We start from the raw sequence: 25,634 nt of genomic DNA, 5'->3' as shown, positions 1-25,634 counted from the left end.
CGCCTAGTTGCTTGGCTCAAAACACATTTGCAGCTTGGTTATTTTCTCTGGGATTCTAGGAATTGCGGTGTTGCTAGTGGGGCTTTTAGCAAATTTTGGGGTGGAGCTAGACATAAGGTCTGCGGTTACCCCAAAATTTGCTAAATCGCCACTATGATTACCCAAAGCCGAATCCTAAGCCTTACCATTCTCTTGATAGTCATAATCTGTGTTAATATGCCACAAATCACACTCCCTGCCTAGAATTTTATCCGCACACATAAGCCCCATAAGAATGCTATGGTCTTGGTTGTTATACTTAAAGCTGCCATTTCGCCCGATGAAATACAAGTCTTTAAAGCTATCTAGGGCTTTGTAGATTTTATGCAAGTTATCTTTGTAGCCCCGCTCATACACAGGGTAGCTTTTGTGGATTTTTAGCACGCTGGTGTTTTTGATAAGGCTAGAGTCTGCTACAAGCTTAGATTCTAGCAAATCCCTTTTTGCTATCTCGCTTAGTGCATTATCATCGAGATTCCACAAAGGCTCATCATCATTTGCCCAATACTCAAGGCATAAAATCGCAGAATCTTGCCCGCATTGCAAATCTTTGGTCCAATTAGCAAAATTGGTGATTCTGCCGGTTTGGGTATCCTTGCTATGCACATAAATCCAATTATCTTTAAATAGCGTTGGTTTTTGCGCGCTTTTGGCGGATTCTGCGGCAGCGACTGCGGTCACTACCGATAAGGTAGCTCCCTTGTTGCTGCCTTGACAACCCACAAAATCATCGCAAAATCCTGCCGCCAACGAGTCGCTTACATTTTGTGTGTTTTGGACAAAAGTCCTAGAATCCTTTGCGGAGTCGTTTAAATTTTGGACTTCATTACTGGAATCCAAATTTCTGTCATTGCGAGACACTGCGGAAGCAGTGGCGTGGCAATCCACACTAGAATCCCCTACTTCTACATAAACTAAAATCGTGTTTCTAAATTTTAGCCCTCTAGCCAAATCTTTCACACCACAATCTAGCTCATCTAAAGACAGCACCATATCCCTAAAAGGTGCGGTAGAGATCACAATATCCCCGCTAAACTCGCCCTTATTGGTAGTAATGCCCACTGCCTTTTTGCCCTGCGTTGTAATGCCTAGCACCTCCACACCGCAATGCACCACGCCGCCGCGTTTGATAATCTCTTGCTTCATATTTTCATACACCACGCCACAGCCCTTTTTGGGGTAGCTAAACTCATCGACCAAAGTCTTATGCTTTTTGCCCCCACCGCCAAAGAATGCGGACTTTATCGCTTCATAGAGATTAAGCCCTTTAATGCGCTGCGCGGCGAAATCCGCATCTAGCTCACTGCATTTAATCCCCCAGAGCTTTTCTGTGTAGCTTTTAAAAAATATGCTATACAAGCGATAGCCAAAGGCATTTGCCACCCACGATTCAAAGCTATCGCCTTTGAAGGGGCTAATTTTTGCTCTTATGTAGCTTAGGACGCATAAAGTGGATTCTAGGAAGCCCAGCTTAAAAAGCGCGTCAAACCCACGCAAAGGGTAGTAGAAAAACTTGCGGTTATAAAAGATTCTAGTCAATCGTGAGACTTTTTCATACTCGCCATTTGTGTGGGAGTGCCAGAAGTCATTCAAGCGTTTATCCTTGCTAAAGAAGCGATGCGGTCCAATATCCACAATCTGTGAAAATAGCTCTATGCTTTTACTCATTCCCCCCACTTGTGAATCTAGCTCAAAAATCTCTACGCTAAAGCCATTTTCACTTAGCACTCTAGCCGCGCTAAGCCCAGCGGGTCCTGCACCGATGATTAAGATCTTTTTTTGTGTCATTTATGCTCCTTAGTAGCGTGGATTGCGATGCCAGTTGAGTGCTGAAGAAAGAATTGTCTCAATATCTGCAAAAAGTGGATTCCAGCCTAGAATCTGCTGTGCCTTAGAGCTATCGCCAATGAGTGTGGCAGGGTCGCCCTCTCGTCTAGATTCTATGGTGTAGGGGATTTTTTTATTGCAAAGATTACTAGCACATTCTAATAATTCAAAGATAGAGAAGCCCGATCCATTGCCAAGATTAAAGGCTTCGCTTTTGCCGCCATTTAGCAGATGCTTTAGGGCTAGGATATGCGCGCTTGCTAAGTCATCGATATGGATATAGTCTCTCACGCAGGAGCCATCTTTTGTAGGGTAGTCATCGCCATAAATGCTAAGAACTTCTCTCTGCCCCAAAGCAGTTTGCAAAAGAAGTGGGATTAAATGCGTCTCAGGGCTATGAGACTCACCGATATTAAAAAGCATACTCGCCCCAGCGGCGTTAAAATAACGCAAGATGACATAGTTTATCCCATAAGCGTGGCTAAAGTCTTTTAGCATATTTTCTACCACAAGCTTTGAGTAGCCATAGGGGTTTATGGGATTTTGCGGGTGGGACTCTGTGATAGGGAGGTGCAGGGGATCGCCATAGGTAGCACAAGTGGAGCTAAAGATGATGTTTTTGACATTTGCTTTACGCATAGATTCTAGGAGATTTAGCGAGTTTGCGACATTGTTGTAATAATACTTGCTAGGGTCTTTGACACTTTCACCCACATAGGCAAAGGCAGCAAAGTGCATAACTGCTTGTATTTGATATGTGCTAAAGATAGAATCTAGAGTGGCTTTATCGCTTAAGTCAGCGTGGATAAAAGTGGTGCGTGTGTGGGCGGTCTCTAGGCTTTGACCTAAACTTTTATGCCCCCCCCCCAAAGAAATATTAGTAGTATTAGCCATATTAGAAGCTACAAGAGACTCTAGCAAGGAAGTGTTGGGATTTGGCAGTGGGGCGTAGTGCAGAGCCTGCTTATGTCCATAGACTAAACTATCTAGCACGATAGTATCAAAGCCAAGTGCGTTTAGCAGGGCATTGGCGTGCGAGCCGATGTAGCCAGCTCCGCCGGTTATGAGAATGGGATTTGTCATAGCTGTGTCCTTAGGTGAGCGCGCATTATAGCACAATCATTGTAGGTTATAGAGCGTGAAATGCTCGCTTGCATATACGATAGGCAAATGCGCTAGCTGCTTTTCATCAAAGAGTGGGGCAAAGCTAGATTCTAGCAAATACTGCGCTTTATCGAGCCGCTCTAGCTTGCTTGTGGAGTAGCTTAGACGATTAGTCGCTAGGTAAAGCACGCGCGGCTTGAAAAACACGATTGTATCGCTTGGGCTTGTATGCGTGGTGATAAAGGCATACACCTGCTTAGATTCTAGGTCAAAGGCTTGGGGATAGGGGTTTGGGGGCTTTATGGCTAGGATTGCTCTTGGTAGGGTGTTATGCTTGCTTGCTAGGTGGTAGCTATCTTTTAGCACAAAGTAGCCAAGCAGTAGCGCGCACATTACGATGATAAGCTTAGGGTGCTTGGCATAAACCCTTAGCACTCCGCTAGCAATCCATATCGCAAAAAATGGCAGCACGCAAAACACAAAGCGAATGCCCTGCAAAGCGGGCCAGATAATCAAAATCCCTAGAGAAATACCCACAAATAAAGCCGCAAACATATCGCGCTTATAGCACTCCCTAAGCCCTAAAAAGAGGAAATACACACACACGCCCCACGCAAGCAGCCCTAAAGGATTGGGCAGTAAAAAGGCGTATTTGGATTCTAAAAGGCTAGGTGCAAGCAGAGCGAGCGGATTTGGCAGGGCGAAAAAATCGCAAAAGACCCCAGCGTAGTAGAGGGCGTTGCGCACGATAGTTTTTAGCGAAATGCTCTCTAGCAGCACAGCGATATGTCCCTCTCCTCCACTAGAGTCTAAAGTGTATCGCACAAGCAAAATCCCTAGCACAAACACCACATAAGGCAGCGCATTCAAGGCTACAAGGCGGATTGGCAAAATGCGGATTCTAGGGATTGTGTGGATTCTAGCAATAAAGTAGAGATGCAAGGCACATAGGGTTGCAAGGACTGCTATGCCATTGCTACGGATAAGGTAGGCAGCTAGTGCTAAAATCCCCCCAAGGATCCCTAGCACAAAGATACCTAGATCACTTCGCCCCCCCCCCAAAGAAATATTAGACATATTAAAAGTATTAGTAGCCATAGGAGAAGCAGCAAGCTTGCTTGCCTGCTCTAGTGGTGCTACAAATGCTCGCAGCCCCACCACCGCGACAAAGCTTATACACATATACGAAATATCGCTTAAGATATTATTGCTAGCAAAGTTTAGAAGCATAGGATTAAGCGCGAAAGCCAAGCTTAGGGCAATGCTTGCTTGTGTAGAAAATCGCCTAGCTACATACGCGTAAAAGCAAAAAATAAAGAGCATAAAAAACGCGATATTCACACATTTAAGCGCGAGCAGATTCTCCCCAAAGAGCGCGAGCACTGGCGCAAGTAGCAGTGGATAGCCCCACGGATAGACATTTGGACCATAGACTCCATCGCTATAATGCATCATTAGCGTGTTATTAGCGATTTGCGTGGGGATTGTGCCATTGATTAGGGCTTGTGCTTGGGCGATGTATTGCGAGAAATCCCCGCCCCAATTGTGATTGCTATCCATTAAGGCTAGCATAAAAGCACCGCTGATACTAGCAAGCACGCAGGCGATGAAAAAAGTATAGATATGCATTGTGTTCCTTGATTCTGGCATTTGGGGCGTTATTCTAGCAGGGCGATTTCGCGATAGTCAATATACGCGAGCTTTTGCAGGGCATCATCTTTTAGCGTGGGGAGATTACTAGCGACAAGAGCTTTGCGCAGCCGCAGCCGCCAATCAGTTTGCGTGCTATTGTCATCGTCCCAAAAGAGCGCGCGCAATGAGTCATTGATATGGAGGGCTTGGGCGATGACTAATCGCCCCTTGATCCCGCTACCATTGCAGGCATCACAGCCTCTAGCGATGTAGCCTTGCGGAGTTTTATGCTTGCAAGTATCACAGAGCCTGCCCACAAGCCTTTGGGCTAGGATACACAGCAAGCTTGTAGCAAGCACACTACGCGCCGCGCCCATTTCAAAGAGCCGCTCAAGGCTTGAGATACAATCAGGGCTATGCAAGCTTGCTAGCACCAAATGCCCGGTGAGAGAGGCATTTAGGGCAAGCTCTAGGGTCTGCTTGTCGCGGATCTCGCCTACTAGGATAATATCTGGGTCTTGGCGCAAAGTGGATTTTAGTGCTTGATAAAAGGAGAATCCTAAGTCTTCATTAAGCTGGATTTGCGTGGCGGCTTGGATTTGATACTCTATGGGGTCTTCTATGGTGATGATCTTTTTCTCTAAGGTTTGTAGCTCTTCTATAAGCGCGTAGAGTGTGGTGGATTTGCCGCTGCCTGTTGGTCCTACGACTAGGATTAAGCCCGATTTTTTGTCAATGGCATTTTGCAAAGTGGCTTTGGCATTATGAGATAGCCCAAGTGTATCAAGGCTAATGCACGCGCTATGCTTATGCAAGATCCGCAGGACAATGGACTCTCCATATAAAAGCGGCATACAAGATATACGGAAGTCATAGTCGGTGTGGGCAAGCTCCTTTTGCATTCGCCCATCTTGGGGTAGGCGCATTTCTGTGATGTCAAGCCTAGAATCTAGCTTGATTTTACTAGAGAGCTTGCTAAAGTCTTCAAGCTCTATGCGCCCTATCTCGCGCAAGATCCCATCGATCCTTAGGCGGATATTTGCGTAGTGGATTTTATGCTCGATATGCACATCGCTTGCGTGAAGTGCGATCGCCTGCTCTAAAACATATTGCAGCCTAGAATCCACTTCATCAAGCAGATAAAAATGCTCCACAAAGCCCACCGCCTTTAGAATCCAATAAAAGCAAAATGAGCTTTCAAGCGCAAATTCTAGCTGCTTTCCCAAGGCTTGCTGTGAGGCAAAATGATGCGCTAAGAGCTGCTTAGAATGCTCATTGTCTTTAGCTAGCACGATTATGATATGTGTGTCAGTGGCGTCATATACAATCGCGCCAAATTTCTCGCATAAACTTGCAGGCAGGATCTCTGTGTGGAGCTTGCGCGGGGCAAAGCTTGATAGATCTACTCTTTTCATACTAGAATCCATAGTAGCGTTTAGCTTGGAGATAGAGTGTATAGGCAGCTTGCTTTTGCTCAATGCTCGCGCGATAGTCTTGCTCAAAGGATTGCCAATACAGCTCCCACACTTCTTGCGCACCATTGTGGAGTAAAAATGCGCGATACAGCCAAATCCTAGCGCGTGTAAAATCCTGTGCCATAAGACTACTTCTAGCGATACTTATGGCATTTGTGTAGGTAAGACTGCCTGTGATAACGCTCTCTTTCTCATCAAGAGCTGGGATTGCTGGGGGCTTTGTGCTAAGGGCTTGGAGAGAGTCTCCCATACCAATGTGGCTTTTAGGCGGTGTGCTAGGGGCTATGCGTGGGGATTCTATGGGGGGTTTAGGTGTTGCTACAAGCGCATTAGATTCTAGTAAAGAGGCGCGCAAGCTGCTTTGTGCGCGCTCATAGAGTATGCCTAGCACAAACACACTCCACAGCCCAAAGCACACACTCACAAAAAGCAGCCCTAGAGTGATAAGTGCGTTTCTTTGGGCTAGAGTCTTGGCTAGGAGTGTGTGGATAAGTGTTGTGATATAGGTGCTTGCACGCGTGCAAAATCCCTTTATCACCTCATCGATTGTCCCATATATATGGCGGGATTTAGGCTCTATATGGGCATAGATTTTGCGCCACGCAAGAGCGAGCTTTGCGCGTGTTTGTGCGAGCTTGCTTGCGGTGGATTTTAGGGAGTTAGGCTTCATTTATGGTGTAGTCCGTGCTTTGATTATCGATAATCGTTGGGGTGATTATGATGACCATTTCGCGCTTTTGCTTAATGGTCTTTTTGTAAGAAAAGAGGTATTTGATAATGGGGATTGAGCCTAGCAGGGGGAGCTTTTTGGTGCTTGTAGAATCTGTCTCGCTAATAAGCCCGCCTAAAATCACGCGCTGCCCATTTTGTATGCGCACAATGGAGGAGAGCTGATTGGTAGAGAGATTGGGCGGGGCGTTTAGGGCTTGGGCTTGATTTTCTATGCTTGGGTCTTTTGCTGCGGTGATAGAGGGATTGATCTTTAGGATAATTTCTTGCCCATAGATTGATGGCGTTACATCAAGCAGCACACCGCTAAAGACGCTTGGGTATTGGTAGCCGGTGTTTTGGATCGTGGAAGAGTTGGTTGAGGTTTGATAGATAAGGCTCTGGGAGTAGCGTAGGACATTGCCCACAGAGATGATGGCTGGCTGGTTGTTTAGGGTGATGATTTTGGGGTTTGAGATGGATTTTGTCTTGCCATATTCTTTGAGAAACTGCACGATCTGCCCGATACTTAAATCCTGTGAGAAGACATACACGCCGTAATTTAGCCCGCTAGGCGTGGTGCTTAGGAGTGGGACTTGGGGGGATTGGGTGTTTAGCCCTAGCTCAAAGAGCTTGCCCCAATTCACGCCTATGGTGTTTATATCACTATGCTCTATGTGGAAAATCTGCACATCAATTTGCACTTGCTCTCTTAGGCGCGCTTGCAGGGCATCTAGGTAGATTCTAGCGCGATCTAGCTGGCGTGGGGTGGCGTTTATGGTGATGAGTCCTGCGCCTTTGTTGATGATAATGCGCGGGTGCTTTGGGTGGTAGCTGTCGTTTTCTTGGTAGATTATGGCTATTAGCTCATTTTCTAAATCGCCCCAGAAATTTAGCTCATCAATGGAGTAAATCTTCGTGCCAGATTTGCCAAAAATGGGGCTTTGTGTGCCTTGGGTTAGGGCTTTTGTCTGTATATCATCGCCTAGGGGGTTGCTAGAGTAGGGCTGAAAATAGCTTGTGTGTGGGCTTAGGGATTGGGCTTGGGACTCTTGCCCATAGACGACATCGGTATTGGAGCTGCCTACGCGTGCGGTGGCGATGTAGTTGATATGGAAAGTTTGCGTGTGTAGGTGGCTAAAGCGGATAAGCCCCTGCTCTAGGGAGTAGTGCGTGTCGCTTGCCTTGGCTATGGTGGATAAGATCTCTTGGAGCTTTGCCTTGTGGAAAGAGAAGCTTACTTTTGTTTGATCTAGGGCGGCTTGGGCGTTGTTTTCTAGGATTAAAGAGAGCTTGCACTCAAGCGCGATTTCTTCTAGTAGGAGCTTGGGGGAGAGATTGGGCTTGCTTTGGAGGGTGAAGGATCTATTGGCGCATTCTTTGCTTGTGGGCTGGGCTTGGGCTAGAGAGATTAGAGATAGGGCTAGCAGGACATAGTAGAATCCACGCTTTAGGATTCTAGTGTGTGCGTTTGTGTAAGGATTTGGGTGCGTGCAAAAGTGGATTCTAGGGTGTGCTTGGGCGATCATTCAAAGACTCTTGTTTGCAGGGCTAGGGTTTTTTTGTTGCCCTTTTTGTCTATGAGTGCGACTTCTTTCTCGCTGATATAATTGATCGTAAAAATCCCAATCCTATCGCCTACTTTATACCAAGTGTTGTGGATTAGGGCTTTGTGGTTTAAAATCGCAGAGACCTTTAGCTCGACCTCCTTTTCGCCAAAGACATTGTATATACGATGATTTTGGGCTAAGGGCGGGCGCAGAAGCGTGCTTACTTGCTCTTGCAAGCTTGCCGTAGCCCCAGCACTTAGGATACATAGCTGCATAATCCACGCGATCCTAATCCACCGCCGCATCACGCCCCTTTAAATCTTTTTAGCGTTTCGCCAAAATTTAGCACATCAAAGGACATTTCTAGGCTGCTTGCAAAGGGGGCTTTAATGGCGAGATTTTCGATGAAGATGAAATGCTGCGCTTCTAAAAGCTCGATAATATCTTCTAGCATATCCACATCGCCTATGGCATTAAAGTGCAAATGCGTGCCTTTGGGCGTGGTGCTTTTGCTAAAGGGGGCGAGCTTTTTTGTCAGCTGGGTGTTTGTCTGGGCTTTTTCTTGCAGGCTTTGCAAGAGCTGCTGCTTATAGGCTAGTGTGCTTGCAAGCTCTTCGTGCGCGAAGCTTGTCTCTATGCGCTCTAGGCTGGATTCTAGCTCTTTTGCTAGGTTGTCTTGGGTGGTATAGGCAAGCTCGCTTTGTGCATAGATCTCATCAATGGGTGGCAGCACCACCGCCAAAGCCACTCCCAAACAAAGCACAATAGGCAGGGCAAAAAGCGCGATCCTTTCACGCTTCTTATACCGCATAAGCCATAAATCACAAGAGGCAAAAAGCCTATGCATAGCTGATCTTTAGGGTGATTTTTGTCCCAAAGACATCGCTTAGGTCCTCATCATCTTGTGTGGCGATGATTTCAAGCTTTGGCATATCTTGCAAAGATTGCATAAGTGTGTGGAGATTGCTTTGATTCTGGGCTTGGCAGGAGAGCTCTAGCAGGGCTTCGCCTTTGTCAAGATTGCCTTGTAGGGCTAGGTGGGTGATCCAGCTTTCACTATTGCGTGCGATGTGTGAGAGTGTGGCTAGGATCTCTAGGCGCGAGATATAGCGGGATTTGATCGTGTAGAGATTGTGGATAGTGTCAGTGATCTGGGAGCTTAGGTGGGGGAGTTTGGTGGCATTTAGGCTTTGTGCTTGTATGGTTTGGGATAGCTGGGCGTTGTGCGTGCTTAGGTGCTTGGTGCGAGTGTCTAAATGGCTTGCATACATAAGCTTGCAAAATGGCAGCGCGATAACTAGTGCGCAGCACGCTACAAGCCCTAGCCCATACCAAAAGCTCTGTGTTTGCAAGCAGTGCTTGGCGTGGGGATTGTGGAGAGTGGGCAAGTGGGTTTGTAGTAGGTAGGCTTGCAGCAGCTGATATAAAGGCGTTGTGATACAAGTGAGTGTGGGATAGCTTGCTTGCAAAGTGGATTCTAGGGTGGATTCTAGTGGATATAGGCTTGTGCTTGTGCTTAGGGCTTGATAGTAGTAAAGCTTAGAAGGCGTGCCATACATCGAGCTAATGAACGCTAAAGCATCGCGCAATGAAGCCATATCGCTACATACGCACTCATACACAAGCTTGCCATTGTCATAGACACAGAGCCAATCATCGAGCAAAAACACGCCGCTAGCTTTTTCATCGCTTGCTAGAGGGAGTAAGATGAGCGGGATAAAGACTTGGGCATTGAGATTTTCATAGATTCTAGGGGCTGTGCTTGTGGGCTTGCCTTGTGTATCAAGCGCGCTGGCAAATGCCTTATACTGCTGCATAGCACCTAGGGATACTAAGGGCATAGCCATAAAGAGATGAGAGCTAGAATCTAAAAGCTGCTTTTGCATACAAAGCTTATAGAGATCTTCTTGACTTGGGTCTTGCTTGGGGTAGGGTATGGTTACAACTTGCAGTGATGAGTGTGCTATACACGATACTTGGATATGGCGGAAGCTAGGCTTGATAGCCTGCCCTTGATCATTTAGGAATCTAGTGGGGCTTCTGGTTTTTTCTGCGTTTTCTTGTGGGCTTGCATAGGCGAAGTGCCTTGCTCCTTGTATCCTTGCTATGGTAGCGTAAGATCGCGCTAGGCTCATACAAGTCCTTACATCTCAAATGGGGCTAAAGAGCCTAGATTCTAACCAAATGCCTAAAATTTTGTCAATATGGATTCTAGCTTTTTGCTCTAGGTTGTTACATTTTATGCAAGCGTGCTAGCCCATATCTGCCCTAGAATCTAAGCGCGTATTGGGCTATGGACTTTTGCCATAGGTAAGGATTGAGCGCGCACCATACTTCTTCTGCGGTGTTTTGGGCGTTTTCTTGGGCGATATTGCCATTAGCTAGGGCTAGAATCTGCTCCTTTGTCTCTTTGGCATTAGGCACAAGGGGGCACTCTAGGAAGTCTTGAGAGTGCGCAATGTCTAAAAACCACTCTTTTAGCCCATTGTGGCTTTTATCTCGCGCTATCCAGTCTGCCATAGGCGCATTAAAGCCTAGCTTGGGCTTGCGCCAAGTAACAGAGCTTGGCATAAGTGTGCCAATGCTATCGCGCAAGAGCTTTTTAGTATAGCCGCCGCCGACTTTGTAGTGATAAGGCAGGCTAAACATAAACTCCACAAGCCTATGATCCATAAAGGGCATTCGTATCTCTATGCTTGAAATCATCGAGCATTTATCATAGTCGCGGATAATCACAGGTAGCAGCGTCTCAAAAAACAGCACATACAGCACTTGATTAAGCGTATCCATAGCTTTGAAATTTGGGTGGCTAGAATCCGCGCTTTTAATAATCTCTCTGCCGATAAGCCTTTTTACCCCCGTGCGAGCAAACATATTTAGACTAGATTTTAGCACGCTAAAAGTGGATTCTGGGTGCAGGCGCGTGCCATTAGTCGTGTGGCAAAGCTGCCATAATCGCAGTGGGTGATAGCGGCTATCCCACAAAGCATAGGGGATATGCCCATATCCGCAAAATAGCTCATCAGATCCGTGTCCATCAAGGCTCACGGTGATGCCATTGCTCCTTTGCTCTTTATAAATCAAAATATCGTGCAGGAGTATGCGCCCATAGAGATCTTCTAGCATATAGAAATATTTATAGATATTATCCCACTCCTTTAGCGGCTCAATCTCCTTAAAAGTCGCGTTTATACCGATATGATCGACTACTTGCTTGGCATACCAGCTCTCATCTTGGTGCGTGTCTTTAAAGCAGGCGACAAAGGCGTGCTGCCAGTCTTTTTGCGCTTCTGCTCCCTGCTTGGCAAGGTGTGCCATCGTGCAAATCACCGCGCTAGAGTCCAGCCCCCCACTAAGCGCAGTGCCTATGGTTACATCTGAGCGCATTCGCACTCTCACTGCATCGCAAAAGAGTGTGAAAAACTCCTGCTTTGCTAGCTCATAGGTGCTAGGGGCTGGGCGCAAGTGGTCTAGGATATTGTAGTAGCGCGTGGGGGTGAGGCTGCCATCTCCTAGATTGACAAAAGCATAGTGTGAGTAGGGGAAGCGGTAGATCCCATCTACTAGGGTATCGTGGGTTTGTGGATAGGAGAAGATATTTGCCCTAGCACTCATCGCGCTAAAGGTGTGTGATGGGGAAATTTGTGCTAAGTAGGGATAAATCGCTTTCATCTCGCTAGCAAAGATGAGCTGCTTCTCTCCTTTGCTCGTGGTGATAAAGGCGTAAAATAGCGGCTTTTTGCCGAAGCGATCGCGGCTTAGGAAAAGGCGTTTAGCTCTATGGTCATAAATTGCCAAAGCCCACATACCATTGAAGCGGTTTAAGCAGGACTCCCCCCACTCTATAAAGCTTGCTAGCGCGACTTCAGTATCACTTTGCGTGTGGAAAATATAGCCTTTGGCTTTGAGCTGCTCTTTTAGCTCGATGTAGTTATAAATCTCTCCGTTAAAAACTATGCTATAAAGCGGGCTTTGATCACTTCTATTTAGAATCCACTTCGCCCCCCCCCCCGCAAATATTACTATTTGTAAAGTGCATTGGCTGATTGCTCTGCTCGTTGGTATCGATGATCGATAAGCGTCTGTGCCCTAGCGTGATAGACTCCCCTGCATACACGCCAAAGGCATCTGGTCCCCTGTGGGTGAGTGTGTGGAGTGCTTTGGTGAAATTTGCTTCATCGCTTTGTCCCAAAATCCCCAAAATCCCGCACATAGTAGCTCCTTGTGATAAAAATAGCGGAAATTATACAAATTTTTTGTGGGGTTAGTCCTAGAATCCGCGTTTTTGCTGTCATTGCGAGAAAATCCGTAAGGAGTTTCGTGGCAATCCATAATCCACTTCAAAGCTTAGTATGACAAATGGGTTAGTATGGCTAGAATCCACTTTTGCAATACTAGATTCTAGCGTTGGATTGTCGCACCGACTTTATCGGCTCGTGATGACAATAAAGGGGCTGTCATTGCAAGCATATTGCAAATCCGCTTGGCATTATTATCATCATAAGTTGCGCAAAGTAGCGCGGTGCAAAGGTCGCTCTAAAGCCACATTGCTAAAACTCATATCGCCCTTGCACAAATAGCGTGCGCCCAGCTCCTATTAAGAATCCATAGCCCGCGATGGGGTCGCTTTTATCGCTGTTGTAATAGCTGTAATAAAAGGTATCAAACACATTGCGCACCCCAGCACTTAAAGAAAAGCCCCCATAGTTTGTCTCCACGCCAATATCACTTAGACTATATGCGGGGATATTGCCGCCTACAATGTCCTTTTGCGCGCCAAAGAAGCTATGCTGGGTCCATAGATTCCAGTGTCGCCCTAGAGAGAGACTCGCTCCTAAAGTAGCTTTGTAGCTGCTTGTGTAGGGGATAGCACGATTAGTTTTGCTGCCATTATCTTGCAAAATCCTTGCATCAACATAAGTGAAGCTCTCGCTAAAGTGCAGGACATCGTTGAAGAAAAACTGCTGGGAGAAAGCTTCCACCCCAGCGCGCTGCGTGAAGTCGTAGTTGTTGTAGCTTACGCCGCCTAGGGAGTGGGCATTGCCTATGGTGTAGAACTCATTAGTAGTAAGTGTGTAAAACGCGCTAAGAGATAGGCTCAAAAAATCGCCAAAAAAGTCCTTAATCCCCGCTTCTATGGTGTGGTATTCTTCCTTTTTGAGATTTGTAGCAGTGTAGCTCCTGCCATCGCGCTTTAGTAAAGAGTTGGGACTTGGGGAGAAAAAGCCCTTTTCATACTTCAAATACAGCGCGCCAGAGTCGCTATATGCATAGCTTGGGGTAAGCTCTAGGGCGTAGTTGTGTAGCGAGTCTTGCAGGCTGCCTTTGGCGGTGGTGGGTATTTGCATAGGGCGATTGCCCATAGTCATAGCTATGGTAGAGTCATAAGCGACATCAATGTCATAGTAAGCCCACTCATAGCGCGCCCCGCCTGTGAGTGAAAATCGCTTGGTAAAATCGTATTTTTCTATCGCAAAAGCCGCATTGCTCCACTTGCTGCCTTGAAATGGGATTTTCATCGTGTGGTCATATTTGCTGACTTGTTGCCCCATCATTGACACAGGATCGCCTTGCCAGAATATATGCTGATTCATCGCTCTCTCCCCACGATTGTAGATAGATTCTAGCCCGGCTATGAAGCGACCTTTATCGTGGTGCAAGTCGTATTTGGCAATCACGCCCGCCTTTTTATCATCAAAAAATGAGCCATTTTGATTCGCGCTCACATTATTAAAGGCGTTCATATAGAGCGCGAGATTAGTCGTAGAATCCACATAATCAATGCGATTTAAGTGAAAAAATGTGCGCACATCAAGCTTGGATCTCTCGCTTAGGTGTGCCACTAGCCCTAGGCTTGCATCGACTCTGTGCTGGGTGTTGTGCAGGCTACCATAGCCGGCTTTGTCGCGGTCGTTTTTGCTAGGGTTTGGCGTGATTTGGAAAGAGTTGTTCGGGCTTGTTTTAATGCTCCCACCAAAGTAATCTAGGCTAAAATCCAAGCTCGCCCTATCGCCAAAATCTATGACAAAAGAGCCATTTGCTTGCGCCCCTTGCGTGAGATCACCCTGCCTTGGTCCGCCTTGGTGGATATAAGCTGCGCCCAAAGAGACATATATGGGGCTACGCGTGCCACTCCTAAGCTTTGTGCCAAACTTTGCATCGGCATTGATATTATTCCCTGTGCTAGTGATGATATTGCCATAGCTCGCACCTGCGGAGAAAAAGGGCTTTTCATAGCGTTTTTGCGTGGTGATAGAGACTACCCCACCGCGCGTGCCATTGCCATACATCACCGCTCCGCCACCGGGCAGGATCTCTATGGATTCTATGGTGTTTGGTGAGAGAGTGCTTATGGGCGTTACGCCGTGGCTAGAATCTAGCATATTTGATGGCACGCCATTTATCAGCACTTGCACGGAGGTGTTGGCGCGTGCGCCTTGGGAGCGCAGGTCGATATTGCTGCCAAGCCCTGTGTCGTTCAGCCCTACAAAAGGCATATATTGGAAGATATTGGTGCTTTGATTGTAGCCTTTGTCGGTGATTTGGGATTTGTCTAGGGTGTAGGTATTGCGGTTTAGGCTATCTAGCTTGGCATTTTTCTTGGCAAAGGCACTTACAGGGTTTAGCATCGTGGGGGTAGATGGCGCGTCTTTAGAAGTGGATTCTAGGCTTGGCGTGCTTGGCTCATTGCTAGTGGGGCTATCATTTTGGCTTTGGTCTGCGTGGAGCGTGGCTGCTAGCATACTTGCTAGGATCAATGATACAAACGCTTTTTGTTCCATAATGTTTCCTTGTGGTAGTTTGTGTCGCGCATTTACGCTACATTTATTAAATGGTAATAGTTCCTAATTTTTGTTTATATGTTTCTTAAAAAATGAATATCATTCTCAATTTAAAATCAAAAATCCCGCGCCGTTAAAATCCTAAAATCCCAAAAAGCGAGCTAGAATCAAATATTGGCGTTATAGTGTGAAGCGTGAAAAGTGTAAATACAATGGCTACGCAGCTGGGCATAGCCATTGTATAGACTAAAGTCTAAAGAAGCTGATATTATCTTGGAGTGTTGTGGAGATTTTAGAGAGCTGGGCTATGGAGCTTTGGCTTTTTTCCATAAGGATATTTGTGTCATTGGAGACTTGCACCATTTCTTGCATACTGCGCTCTACATTGGCGACACTTTCTTCTTGCTGGTTGCTTTGTGTGCTGACACTTTGGGCTTTTTCTAGAGAATCTGTGGCTTGCTCTTCGATCTCATCAAGTAGGCTTGAAGTCTGCTCGGCTAGCTCCATACTCTTTTGCGCTCTGGGGACGGCTTGGTTCATAGAGTTTGACACACGCTTAATTTCATCTTGTATATGCTTGATGATTGTAGCAATCTGCGCGGTGGTATCTTGCGTGCGCTCTGCTAGCTTGCGCACTTCATCAGCTACTACCGCAAAGCCCCTGCCGTGCTCTCCTGCTCTTGCGGCTTCTATGGCGGCATTTAGGGCTAGGAGGTTTGTTTGATCAGCGATTTCTGCGATGAGGCTCGCACTTTGGCTAATCTCATTGGACTGCTTTTCTAGCTCTAGAATCTGGTTTGCAGAGGTATTGACCATTTGTGTTACTTGATCAATCGTGGCTTGGGTATCAGTCATTGCTTCCTTGCCTTTTTTGGCGGATTCTAGGGTTTTGGCGGAGTTTTCTTCTGTGAGCTTGGCGATTTCTGCAATTTGCGCGATGCCCTGCGCGATTTGTGCGATAGCAGTGGCACTTGATTTGGCGGTATCGCTTTGGGCTTTGGAGGCTTGCTGTGAGTTGGCACTTGCTTGCTCTACGGCTTTGGTATTGGTGAAAATCTCTTGCGCACTCTTTAGGATCTCGCTTACAATGCCTTTAAGCTTTAGCTGCATATTGGCTATATCATTGAGCATAGAGCCTTCTATGGCAGTGATAGATTCTCGTAGATCTCCGCTGGCTATAAGCTTCACACTAGCTTTAGCGACATTTGGCTCACCACCTAGAATCCTAGAGAGATAGCGAATAATGAAAAATGCGATCCCTATACTAAAGATGATAGATAAAACCACGCTTGCGATAAACACAGCTTTAAAGATTGAGACCACATCGGCTACAAGCGGCGTGATGGCTTGATTTTTACTCTCTTCTAGGTTGATAAACTCATTGATCACAGCAAGCCAGCTTACAAAAAGTGGGCGGATTTCTTGCAAGCGGGCAGTGGCTACTTCATCATTGCCGGCTTTTTTCAAGGAGATGATCTCGTGTATGATGGGCAGGGCTTTGGTATCAATACCATCGATGCGTGAAAGGATTTCTTTTTCTTGTGATTCTAGCCCGTTGGTCGCTTCAAAAAGTGTCTTCATACGCTCTCTAGCATTGGTGTAGTTGGATTCTAGGGTCGCTATTTCTTTGATGATAAAATCCAGCGATTCTTTGCTTTGGGGGGTGTGTAGCACGACATCTCGTATGGCTATGGAGCGGTCATGCACGCTTCCGCGGAAGTCGATAGCTACGCGCTGCTTCACGGAATTTATGTTGTTGATTTGCTTGAGATTAGCATCAATAAAGCTTATGCGCATAATCGCATAGATACAAAGTGCTAGGATAATCACACCAAATAAGGCATATCCTAAGCCCAAGATCACAAATACACTTATAGGCTTCTTTTTATCCTTTGTGTTCATAGTAGTCCTTTAAGAGTCTAAATTTAGGTATCAAGCATTCAGCTGCGCGTATTATATAGAAAAATAAATAATATTTTTTATTATTTAGAAAGCAGTTTATAGCAAATATGTAACGACAAGTAGTGTTGCGTAGGATTATGCTTGTTTGGGCTTGATTGGGAGAGTCTCTAGCGATAATCCCCGCAATAGCACGCTAAACGAGATTATCGCGCTTGCTTAAGGTGGGATTTGCTATACTGCTTGCTTGATATAGCTTACAGCACAGCGTTAGGTTTCACTTAAGATATTTAGGAAGTATATGTTTTTTTTCTCCATAGAATTTGGTGTGGTGTTTGTCGCATTTTTTATCGCGTATTGGTGCTTGCATAAGCATTTAGCGTGGCAGAATGCCCTGCTGCTTGTCTTTAACTACGCGATTTTATGGGGGTTTGGGAGCTTTTACTTCGCGCTGGTGCTAGCACTCTATACGCTCTTTATCTTTGGGGCTAGCTTTATGATAGCTGGGGGTTCTGGCAGTGGCAGAGCAGGGCTGCTAGCTGCCATCGCGCTGGTGGTGTGTAATTTGAGCTTTTTTAAGTATTTTGCTAGCTTTAAAGACGGCTTTGAAAATCTCTTGCGATTGTTTGGGCTAGATTTTATGGATATAGATATTGTGCTGCCCCTAGGGCTTAGCTTTTATAGCTTTGCTTCTATCACCTATCTTGTGGCGATTTATCACGCAAAGCATATCCCAAGCGACTATGTCTATATCACCAATCCCAAGCTAGAGTCCCTGCCAAATCTCGCTATTTATCTCTCATTTTTCCCCACCATTATTGCAGGTCCTATTATGCGGAGTGATTTTTTCTTCTCGCAGCTAAAGTCTGTGCGATTGTGGCAGGCTAAAAGTGCCAATCTCATCATCGCTCTTTTGCTTTTTGGGATTGTCAAAAAGGTCTTAATCGCCACTTATACGCAAGAATACACAGAGCCTATCTTGCGTAATCCGCTCAATCACAACGCTATCGAGCTGCTGCTAGGGATATTTGGGTATAGCGTGCAGATTTATTGCGACTTTAGCGGGTATGTCAATCTTGTGTGTGCGTTTGGGCTAATGCTAGGCTTCACACTCCCGCCAAACTTCAATATGCCCTATATGGCGCGCAATCTCAAGGACTTTTGGGCTAGGTGGCATATCAGTCTTTCTACCTTTATCCGCGATTTTATCTATATCCCGCTAGGAGGGAGCAAAAATGGATTCTGGCGGGCGCAAATGGCTGTGATGGTGGCATTTGTCTTATCTGGAATCTGGCACGGCAATACGCTGAATTTCCTTATCTGGGGGGCGTTGCACGGGCTTGGACTTGTGTGGCTAAATAGCCTAAGGGCTTTGGGGCTTGGGCTTGGCAGCGGCGTGCTTGCAGGCGTTGTGGCTAGGGCTTGCACCTTTTGCTTTGTGAGCTTTGCGTGGCTGTTTTTCTGCTATAAGGATTTTGGGGATTCTGTGGCGTTTTTGGGGGCATTTGTGGAGAATTTTTCTAAGCCTATTGGCTTGCGTGAAGTGGGGATTCTCATAGTGGGGGCGGTGCTGTTTATGCTCTATCCATTGTGTCAAAATCTCTTGCGTCAATGTGTCTTCTACCTCTACAAAATCCCAAATATCCTAAAGCCCATTGTGCTAGCGGCGGTGCTTCTCTTGGTCTTTTGCCTAATGCCTGATGGCATACCAAACTTCATCTACGCGGGGTTTTAATGCGTATTTATGAGTTTTTCCTAACGCTTGTGCTAGGCTTTGTCATCGTGCTTGTGGTGATGAATAAAAGCGTGTTTTCCTACATCGAGCAAAAATACCATATCGCTGCTTTTGACCCTAGCTCGCCACTGCTTTATGTGCTAGGCACTCCAGCGCGTGGGCTTGACGCTCTGCGTGCAAGGCTTTTCCCCTCTCAAGAGGAGCTAGCCCTAAACTCTAGCAAAGAGACTGAAGAGGTAGCAGAAGAAGTGGATTCTAGCGATTTGATAGAGCAAGTGATCTATCCGCTTATCACACAAGAGGGCAAAATCGCGCTAGAGCCAGAATCCACTTTTTTGTTTATCGGGGATTCTTTGATGCAAGGGGTGGGTATGACGCTTGGGCTGGAGCTTAAAAAGCGCGGATTTAGCGTGATTGATATAGCCAAGCAAAGCACAGGGCTTACTTATATAGACTTTTTTGATTGGGGCAAGACGCTTAAAGATGCCTTTGCGAAAAATCCGCATATCAACATCGTGGTGATTATGGTGGGTGCAAATGACCCCTACAATATGCCTAAGATCAAATATGCTAGCCCTGAATGGGTGGAAGTGTATCAAGGGCGTGTGCGTGATATTTTAGAGACAGCAAATGCGCATAATGCCATTGTCGTGTGGTATGAAGCTCCCATTGTCAAAAAGCCTAGCCTTAATGCCAAGCTAGCGTTTCTAAACACTCTGTATGCTAGGGAAGTGGCAAGCTATAAAGCAGTGTTTTTGCCATCAAATGCCGCGCTAGCCCCTGATGGAGTCTATACAGCTTATGGCAAGACAGAGAGTGGCAAGAGCGTGAAGCTGCGCGCTAATGATGGGATACATTTTAGTGGGGAGGGGTCGAGGGTGTTGGGGGGGTTGTTGTTGGAGCGGCTAGAGGTAGTTGATTCTAGTGGGGATAGTGATGAGGATTCAGCTCTTTTTGAGAGGGATTCAGCTTTGGGTAATCATAGCGGTGATTTTGTGGATTTTCTAAAGAAACATCGGCTAACGCCGAGCGGTATCCCTTGTTTTAGGGGAACCGCAGACCTTGAGTCTAGCTCCCCCCTAAAATCCACAAAAAGCCCCACTAGCAATACCGCAACTCCTAGAATCCTTGAAGAAGAAAATCGAGCTACAAGTGAAAAACCAGCCGACATTGAAAACCAGCCGCAAAGTAAAAAAGTGGATTCTAGGGATAACGCCCATTCTCCGTCATTGCGAGACACTGCGCCAGCAGTGGCGTGGCAATCCATACAAAAATCTACCACAGCCCTAGAATCCACTTTTTCACACAATGCCGCAAACATTATGGATCGCCACGCGGCTCACGCCGCTCGCGATGACAGAAAAAACGCCGCTAGCAAAAAAGTGGATTCTAGGTTTGCTGGGCTAGAATCCACTTTAGAAAAGACTAATGCGTAAATTTCTCTTGTTTTGTCTATTGTGTGTCTGTGCTAGCCCGAGTATCGCCCTAGCTAGCTCACCAAGCTCCAAAAATACGCCAAGCAGCTCCCAAGCTGCCACAAAGCCCACTCCCAATGCTAAAGCCACCCAATCCAAGCCCCAAGCCAAAGCATCTACCACGCAATCTAAATCCACCAAATCCCACAAAAAGCCCAAAGCCAAAAAGCCAGCCCCCAAGCTCCCAGCCCAAAGCGTGCTAGACTCTATGGCAAAAAAGGGCGAGCTCATCGACTTTGGCGAGGACAATTTCTCGCACCTAGCCTCTAAGCTCACGCAAGCACACAAGGCTAAAGACCAAGGGCTAAGGATCGCAGTGCTTGGGGACTCTCATATCGCAGGGGATTATATCCCGCGCGTGCTGCGCGAGCGGCTTATGGAGGTGGATTCTATCGGCTTTGTGTATCCTATCTTTCCGCCTTTCCACCAAAATCTACTCACACACTACCAGCACAAGGGCTTTGAGCTTATCAACTCGCGCAAAGATGGGGCGAGAAGCTACCCGCTAGGGGGCATTATCGCGCGTGCGAAGCAAGAGGGCGCATCTATCAAGCTCTCGCTCAATTTTCCTAAAGACAATCAAGACTTCAGCGTGCGCTTTGTGTTTAAAGCCCCTAGCACTTTGGGGGCATTTGTGGTGAAGGATTCTAGCGGCAAGTCCAAGCGACTAGGGGCAAAAAGCGCAGATCAATGGGAGATTTCCCCGCCTATCGCCCTGCACTTCCCTATCCATATAGAATCCTTGCTGCCTAATGCTCTGCTAGGAGGCTATATCATCACGCAAAAGGGCGATAGCTATGTGGTAAATCTCGGCATAAATGGTGCGCGCAGTGATTTGTATCAAAAATGGGAGCAAGGGCTGTGGCAAGAGGAGCTAGGGGGGCTTGATTGTGATCTAATCATCATATCCTATGGCTCAAATGACGCGATCTCGCCCACGATCAACACCAAGCTTTATAAGCAAAATTTCGCCACATTTATCCGCACTCTGCGCAAGCTCCAGCCCAAAGCAAGTATCCTCCTACTAGGTGCGCCGCAAGTGCGCTTGAAGCAAAAAAGCGGCAGCTATGTCCAAAGCAAAAGCTATGAAAGCGTGCGTAATGCTACAAAAGATCTGGCTAAAGATGAGAAAAGCTTGTATTTTGATATGCAGGAGCTAATCGATGAGAGCGGCGGGAAGCAAAAGTGGATCGCCCAAGCTCTCTCAAAGCAAGATGTGCATCTAACCCCCTATGGCTACAAGCTCGTAGCAGAGTCGCTTGCCTTGCACCTAAAAGAGCTAGCCCAAAAGCACGCCAAAAAGCCCAGCAAAAAAGCCAAATCACAAGAGTCAAAGCCCCTAGAATCCACAAATGCCCCTGAAGAAGCCACACAAACACAAGCCCCCAAAAACGCGCAAGAATCCCAAAATACAAAAGAGCCCACAGCCACCCCTCCCCAAGAGTCCCAGCAGCTGCCACCCTCACAAGACCCAGCACAGAAATCTAATGCGCTAGATTCTAGTGCATTAGATCCTAGCTCGCCAAGCTCCACAGCCCCGCACACAGAGCCTGCTACCCACTCTCTCCCCCTGCCAGCAGAGTCCAGCGCACCGCAAGAGATATGGCAGGATTTAGAGCTTAAAGATTTTTAGGCGTTATAAAATTGGCTATAATGCGCGATTTATGTTGAAAGGAGAGAGAGTATGAGAGAGATGCCAACCAAACGGGGGGGGGGGGAACACTTGAGCGCGTAGGCTTTTTGCGGAGGGATTCGGCTTGTAGCGATAAATCACCGATTCTGCGGCGTGGGCTTGCTCATTATCGCCTAGATAAATCCCTTCGCCCACGCCTTGAAAGCGGCGATTTCTCATCTACAATCCTAGAATCCCAAAGCAGTAGTGAAAATCACAAAACAAGGCGCAGCCGCAGTTTCTTTAGTAAATCCACCGCGAGCGACTTTGCACCACAAAACTCACAAAGCCACGATTCTAGCTCCAAAATCCTAGAATCCAAAAGCGTTAATAAAAAACAGGCGCAAGCTCAAAAATCCCACCGCGAGCAGCTTTCCCTAGAATCCTCGTTTGAAAAAAGCCACGCTCATTTTCTGTCATTGCGAGACACTGCGCAAGCAGTGGCGTGGCAATCCATACAGAAAACCGCCCAACTCCTAGAATCCTCGTTTGAAAACGCCACCGCCGATACACAAAAAGCGGATTCTAGCAACGCTCATTCTCCGTCATCGCGAGCGAGTGAAGCCCTTTTCCTGTCATCGCGAGCCGCGCAAAGTGGCGTGGCGATCCATAAAGGCGCAAAAGCGGATTCTAAGAAAAACGCCCAAAGGGTAGAGAGCCTAGAATCTAGAAAAGTGGATTCTAGGGTGGATTGCCGCGCCGCAGCTCACGCAGCGGCTCGCAATGACAGCAAAACAACCGCTCCACACGCTATCGCTTGCAATGATGGCAAAAGCACCTTAGATTCTATCTCCATTATCATTCCCTGCTTTAATGAAAAATCCACGATCGCAGATATTTTACAAGCGGTGCAAAGCGTGCAAATCCCTTATCATAAAGAAATTGTCATTATTGATGATTGCAGCACCGATGGCACAAGGGAGATTCTAGCTACGCTGCAGCCTAGCCAAGAAAACTGCTCTTTAAAGATTCTCTACCACGACAAAAACCAAGGCAAAGGCGCGGCTTTACGCACCGGCATAACGCAAGCAAGCGGCGATCTCGTGCTGATCCAAGATGCTGATTTAGAATATGACCCAAATGAATATCCAAAGCTTCTAGCCCCATTTGAAAGAGGCGTGGCAGATGTGGTGTTTGGCTCGCGCTTTGTGAGTGGGGAGTCCCACCGCGTGCTTTACTTCTGGCATAGAATGGGCAATGGGCTATTAACCCTGCTATCAAATATGATGACAAACCTAAATCTAACTGATATGGAGACTTGCTACAAGGTGTTTAAGCGCGAGATTATCCAAAGCATTAGCATAGAGGAAAATCGCTTTGGCTTTGAGCCAGAGATCACGGCAAAAATCGCCAAGATCAAGGGCATTAGAATCTATGAGGTGGGCATAAGCTATTATGGCAGGACTTATGAAGAGGGCAAGAAAATAGGCATTAAAGATGGCTTCCGCGCTCTGTGGGCGATAGTGAAGTATCGCTTCAAGGGCTAGCTACACAAATACTCTTAAGGATTAGCGATGATAGAAAAGCTTTTACATATTACGATGATAAATGGGGCAATAGCCTTGGTGCTTTGTGTGTGGATTTTGGCGGTGTATGGCTATGGGCTTATGGCATTAAAGCTAGCGTGCAAGCGGTATGCGATCTTTGGGAGCTTGCTTGGAGACTCGCTAGCCCTTGCAAGCTTGCTTAGCTTTATCGCTGGGGGCTTTATGCTTATGTTTTTTGTCTGCGTGTGGCATTTGTTTTTCCCGCTGTGGGGGTGGGTGAGTGTGGTGCTAGCTCTGCTAGGGCTTGGGCTTTTTGCGTGGCTAGGCAGAGAGTTTATATCGCGTGAGGTTGGTATAGCTGCGGGGCTGGGGCTGCTTGTGCTGCTGCCTCTTAGCGCGATGAGTGATTCTGTGGGCGATAGTGTGAATTACCACATACAGATTGTTGCGTGGATACAAGAGTCTCCGCTAGTCTTTGGGCTGGGCAATGTCCATACGCGGCTGGGATACAATGGCTTGATTTATGGATTTTACGCGCTTACTGATGTCTCGCAGATGATCCCAAGCTTGCGTAGCTTTGTGGGCAATGAAGTGATGTATTTTAGCTTCCTTTTTAGCGCGTTTTTGGCGTTTATGCGCCTGCTTCAAAGCCGCGATCCTAGATTCTATGAGCTTTTTATCATCTGCGCACTTCTGCCATTTCCGCTGATTTTGAAGTGGGGCGAGTTTATGGGGCTGTATGTGGAGGGGGTGGGGGTAGTGTTTGGGGTAGCGATCTTTGCTGCCCTCTTGTATATAATGGATTCGGCTTTGGGTAATCATAGCAGTGATTTTGTGGATTTTAGGGCAACCGCAGACCATCAGTCTAGCTCTGCCCCAAAATCCACAAAAAGCACCACTAGCAATACCGCAATTCCTAGAATCCTTGAAGAAGAAAAAGGGGCTAGGCGTGAAAAATCCGCCCCCTCGTCATTGCGAGACACTGCGCCAGCAGTGGCGCGGCAATCCATAAAAGAATCCGCGCCAAAAGTGGATTCTAGGAGCGGCTATCCCGCTAGCGCGGAATTTGTGGATCGCCACGCAAGCACTACCGCGCTTGCTCGCGATGACAGAAAAAACGCCACAAGTGAAAAAGTGGATTCTAGGGACAATACCGCAACACCGCTCTTCGCGCTTCTCTTTCTCTTTGCCCTCTTTGCCACAATGGTCAAAATCGCCAACTTCGCCCTAATCCTAGCTGTGATCATAAGCTTTGTGCTTGTGTATAAATCCCAAATCCTAAGCAAGAAATTTTTGCTAGGGCTTTTGGGCTTAGGCGCGCTTAGTGCGATTCTCGTGCTGCCTTGGGTGCTTAAGGGGCTGGCGACTTCAGGAATGATCGCTTATCCTGCAAGCATTGGCTATATCACAAGCCTGCCTTGGGCGGTGAGTGAAGAAGCAAGGCAAAATGAAGTATGCTGGATTATGAGCTGGGCGCGCGCGCCGATGAAAAACTGCCGTGAAGTGCTAGCAGACTCTGCGTGGATGGTGGAGTGGTTTGGTATGAAGACGCGCTATTTTAGCTACTTCAAGTATTTTGTGTATAGCTTTTTTATGGGGCTAGGATTTGTGCTTGCCTCTAGGCTCTACACACGCAGGCGTATAAGCGGCTTTGGCGTGGTGCTTGGGTGTATTGCCATAGGGGTGGTGTATTGGTTTTTCGCCGGACCTGATCCGCGCTTTGGTATGGTGTATTTGATCCCATTATTAGCGGTGCTTTTTGGCTATATTGTAATGCAGGCATACAAGGCTAGGTCGTGGTGGCTAGCTTGTGCCTTTGTGCTGGCGTGTGTGCCGATGTTTATGAATGGGCGGTATGCGTTTGTGATCGTGTGGGCGGTGCTGCTTGTGGGGCTTATGTGGCAGAGATTTGGCACAAGGTGGCTTATGGGGGGATTTGTGCTTGCTAGCCTGATTAGCGTGCCTAATCTCTACCGCCACGATAAATGGGCGATACTAGAGTATCCCAAAGTGCGAGAAGTCTATGTGCAAAAACGCGTGAGCGATCTAGGCGTGCTGGAGTATGTGCGCTTTGACACGCCCAATGACAATACGCAAGCGATCTTGTATGAAGCGCGCCCGATGACGCCTTACTTCAACCAGAATCTAGGCAAGGGGGAGTTTTGGGGCAGAGAGATGTTCTACACGCAAGAGCCTAAGCCCTAGCGAGACTACAACAAGAAAAATACAACGCAGAAAAATCAATGCAA

Annotated in this window: 20 protein-coding genes; 6 read left to right on the top strand and 14 right to left on the bottom strand. The window is 47.0% G+C overall.

All coding sequences use genetic code 11. From position 1 onward, the window contains the following. Positions 1–3: 3 nt before the first annotated feature. The 12 genes from NYG90_RS00270 to NYG90_RS00215 form a co-directional block, all read right to left on the bottom strand. Entirely contained in the window at positions 4–165 is a 162-nt protein-coding gene (locus NYG90_RS00270) for a hypothetical protein (protein WP_170235157.1), read from the bottom strand. A 9-nt stretch (positions 166–174) separates the two neighbouring features. Beyond that, positions 175–1,827 (bottom strand): FAD-dependent oxidoreductase, encoded by a 1,653-nt coding sequence (locus tag NYG90_RS00265; protein WP_285264518.1) that lies wholly within the window; start codon positions 1,825–1,827, stop codon positions 175–177. 9 nt (positions 1,828–1,836) lie between these two features. Then, positions 1,837–2,949 carry a UDP-glucose 4-epimerase GalE gene (gene galE / locus NYG90_RS00260; protein ID WP_285264517.1) on the bottom strand — a complete coding sequence of 371 codons (1,113 nt, stop codon included), beginning with the start codon at positions 2,947–2,949 and terminating at the stop codon, positions 1,837–1,839. Positions 2,950–2,985: 36 nt separating this feature from the next. Next, positions 2,986–4,599, bottom strand: coding sequence for a hypothetical protein (locus NYG90_RS00255; protein WP_285264516.1), 1,614 nt, complete (start codon positions 4,597–4,599; stop codon positions 2,986–2,988). Positions 4,600–4,628: 29 nt separating this feature from the next. After that, complete coding sequence (locus tag NYG90_RS00250; protein WP_285256193.1) at positions 4,629–6,104, bottom strand: GspE/PulE family protein; 1,476 nt, start codon at positions 6,102–6,104, stop codon at positions 4,629–4,631. Beyond that, entirely contained in the window at positions 6,019–6,747 is a 729-nt protein-coding gene (locus NYG90_RS00245; RefSeq protein WP_285256192.1) for a hypothetical protein, read from the bottom strand. The genes NYG90_RS00250 and NYG90_RS00245 overlap by 86 nt, the downstream gene beginning before the upstream one ends. Continuing rightward, a complete protein-coding gene (gene mshL, locus NYG90_RS00240) occupies positions 6,737–8,314 on the bottom strand; it encodes a pilus (MSHA type) biogenesis protein MshL (RefSeq protein WP_285256191.1) in 1,578 nt (525 codons plus the stop codon). The genes NYG90_RS00245 and mshL overlap by 11 nt, the downstream gene beginning before the upstream one ends. Next, a complete protein-coding gene (locus NYG90_RS00235; protein WP_285256190.1) occupies positions 8,311–8,640 on the bottom strand; it encodes a hypothetical protein in 330 nt (109 codons plus the stop codon). The genes mshL and NYG90_RS00235 overlap by 4 nt, the downstream gene beginning before the upstream one ends. Further along, the gene (locus NYG90_RS00230) at positions 8,640–9,182 is read right to left on the bottom strand and encodes a hypothetical protein (RefSeq protein WP_285256189.1); all 543 of its coding nucleotides are present in this window, start codon (positions 9,180–9,182) and stop codon (positions 8,640–8,642) included. Before NYG90_RS00230 ends, NYG90_RS00235 begins: the two co-directional genes overlap by 1 nt. Continuing rightward, on the bottom strand, positions 9,175–10,470 hold the full coding sequence (locus NYG90_RS00225; protein WP_285256188.1) for a hypothetical protein: 1,296 nt from the start codon (positions 10,468–10,470) through the stop codon (positions 9,175–9,177). The genes NYG90_RS00230 and NYG90_RS00225 overlap by 8 nt, the downstream gene beginning before the upstream one ends. A gap of 133 nt (positions 10,471–10,603) precedes the next feature. Next, positions 10,604–12,328 (bottom strand): asparagine synthase (glutamine-hydrolyzing), encoded by a 1,725-nt coding sequence (gene asnB / locus NYG90_RS00220; protein ID WP_491545790.1) that lies wholly within the window; start codon positions 12,326–12,328, stop codon positions 10,604–10,606. Then, positions 12,318–12,548 carry a hypothetical protein gene (locus NYG90_RS00215; RefSeq protein WP_285264515.1) on the bottom strand — a complete coding sequence of 77 codons (231 nt, stop codon included), beginning with the start codon at positions 12,546–12,548 and terminating at the stop codon, positions 12,318–12,320. The genes asnB and NYG90_RS00215 overlap by 11 nt, the downstream gene beginning before the upstream one ends. A gap of 139 nt (positions 12,549–12,687) precedes the next feature. On the opposite strand from NYG90_RS00215, the gene NYG90_RS00210 reads away from it, so the two are divergent. Continuing rightward, positions 12,688–12,915, top strand: coding sequence for a hypothetical protein (locus NYG90_RS00210; protein ID WP_285264514.1), 228 nt, complete (start codon positions 12,688–12,690; stop codon positions 12,913–12,915). On the opposite strand, the gene NYG90_RS00205 is transcribed toward NYG90_RS00210, so the two are convergent. Both NYG90_RS00205 and NYG90_RS00200 read right to left on the bottom strand, forming a co-directional pair. Then, positions 12,886–15,117 carry a TonB-dependent receptor gene (locus NYG90_RS00205; RefSeq protein WP_285264513.1) on the bottom strand — a complete coding sequence of 744 codons (2,232 nt, stop codon included), beginning with the start codon at positions 15,115–15,117 and terminating at the stop codon, positions 12,886–12,888. The genes NYG90_RS00210 and NYG90_RS00205 overlap by 30 nt on opposite strands. 246 nt (positions 15,118–15,363) lie before the next feature. Further along, positions 15,364–17,019: a methyl-accepting chemotaxis protein gene (locus NYG90_RS00200; protein ID WP_285256184.1), complete on the bottom strand. Its 1,656-nt coding sequence runs from the start codon at positions 17,017–17,019 to the stop codon at positions 15,364–15,366. Between the two features lie 298 nt (positions 17,020–17,317). Between NYG90_RS00200 and NYG90_RS00195 the strand changes: the two genes are divergently transcribed. The 5 genes from NYG90_RS00195 (at position 17,318) to NYG90_RS00175 (ending at position 25,590) form a co-directional block, all read left to right on the top strand. After that, a complete protein-coding gene (locus NYG90_RS00195; protein ID WP_285256183.1) occupies positions 17,318–18,751 on the top strand; it encodes an MBOAT family O-acyltransferase in 1,434 nt (477 codons plus the stop codon). Beyond that, positions 18,751–20,187 (top strand): SGNH/GDSL hydrolase family protein, encoded by a 1,437-nt coding sequence (locus NYG90_RS00190; protein WP_285256182.1) that lies wholly within the window; start codon positions 18,751–18,753, stop codon positions 20,185–20,187. The genes NYG90_RS00195 and NYG90_RS00190 overlap by 1 nt, the downstream gene beginning before the upstream one ends. Then, positions 20,180–21,859 carry a GDSL-type esterase/lipase family protein gene (locus tag NYG90_RS00185; protein ID WP_285264512.1) on the top strand — a complete coding sequence of 560 codons (1,680 nt, stop codon included), beginning with the start codon at positions 20,180–20,182 and terminating at the stop codon, positions 21,857–21,859. The genes NYG90_RS00190 and NYG90_RS00185 overlap by 8 nt, the downstream gene beginning before the upstream one ends. A 107-nt stretch (positions 21,860–21,966) precedes the next feature. After that, positions 21,967–23,385: a glycosyltransferase family 2 protein gene (locus NYG90_RS00180; protein ID WP_285264511.1), complete on the top strand. Its 1,419-nt coding sequence runs from the start codon at positions 21,967–21,969 to the stop codon at positions 23,383–23,385. Between the two features lie 27 nt (positions 23,386–23,412). Next, positions 23,413–25,590, top strand: a complete 2,178-nt coding sequence (locus tag NYG90_RS00175) for a DUF8201 family protein (RefSeq protein ID WP_285264510.1) — start codon at positions 23,413–23,415, stop codon at positions 25,588–25,590. The last annotated feature ends 44 nt before the right edge of the window (positions 25,591–25,634 follow it).

The organism is Helicobacter zhangjianzhongii (assembly GCF_030249855.1).
Lineage (GTDB): Bacteria > Campylobacterota > Campylobacteria > Campylobacterales > Helicobacteraceae > Helicobacter_B > Helicobacter_B zhangjianzhongii.
This window is presented reverse-complemented; position numbering and strand designations above follow the sequence as displayed.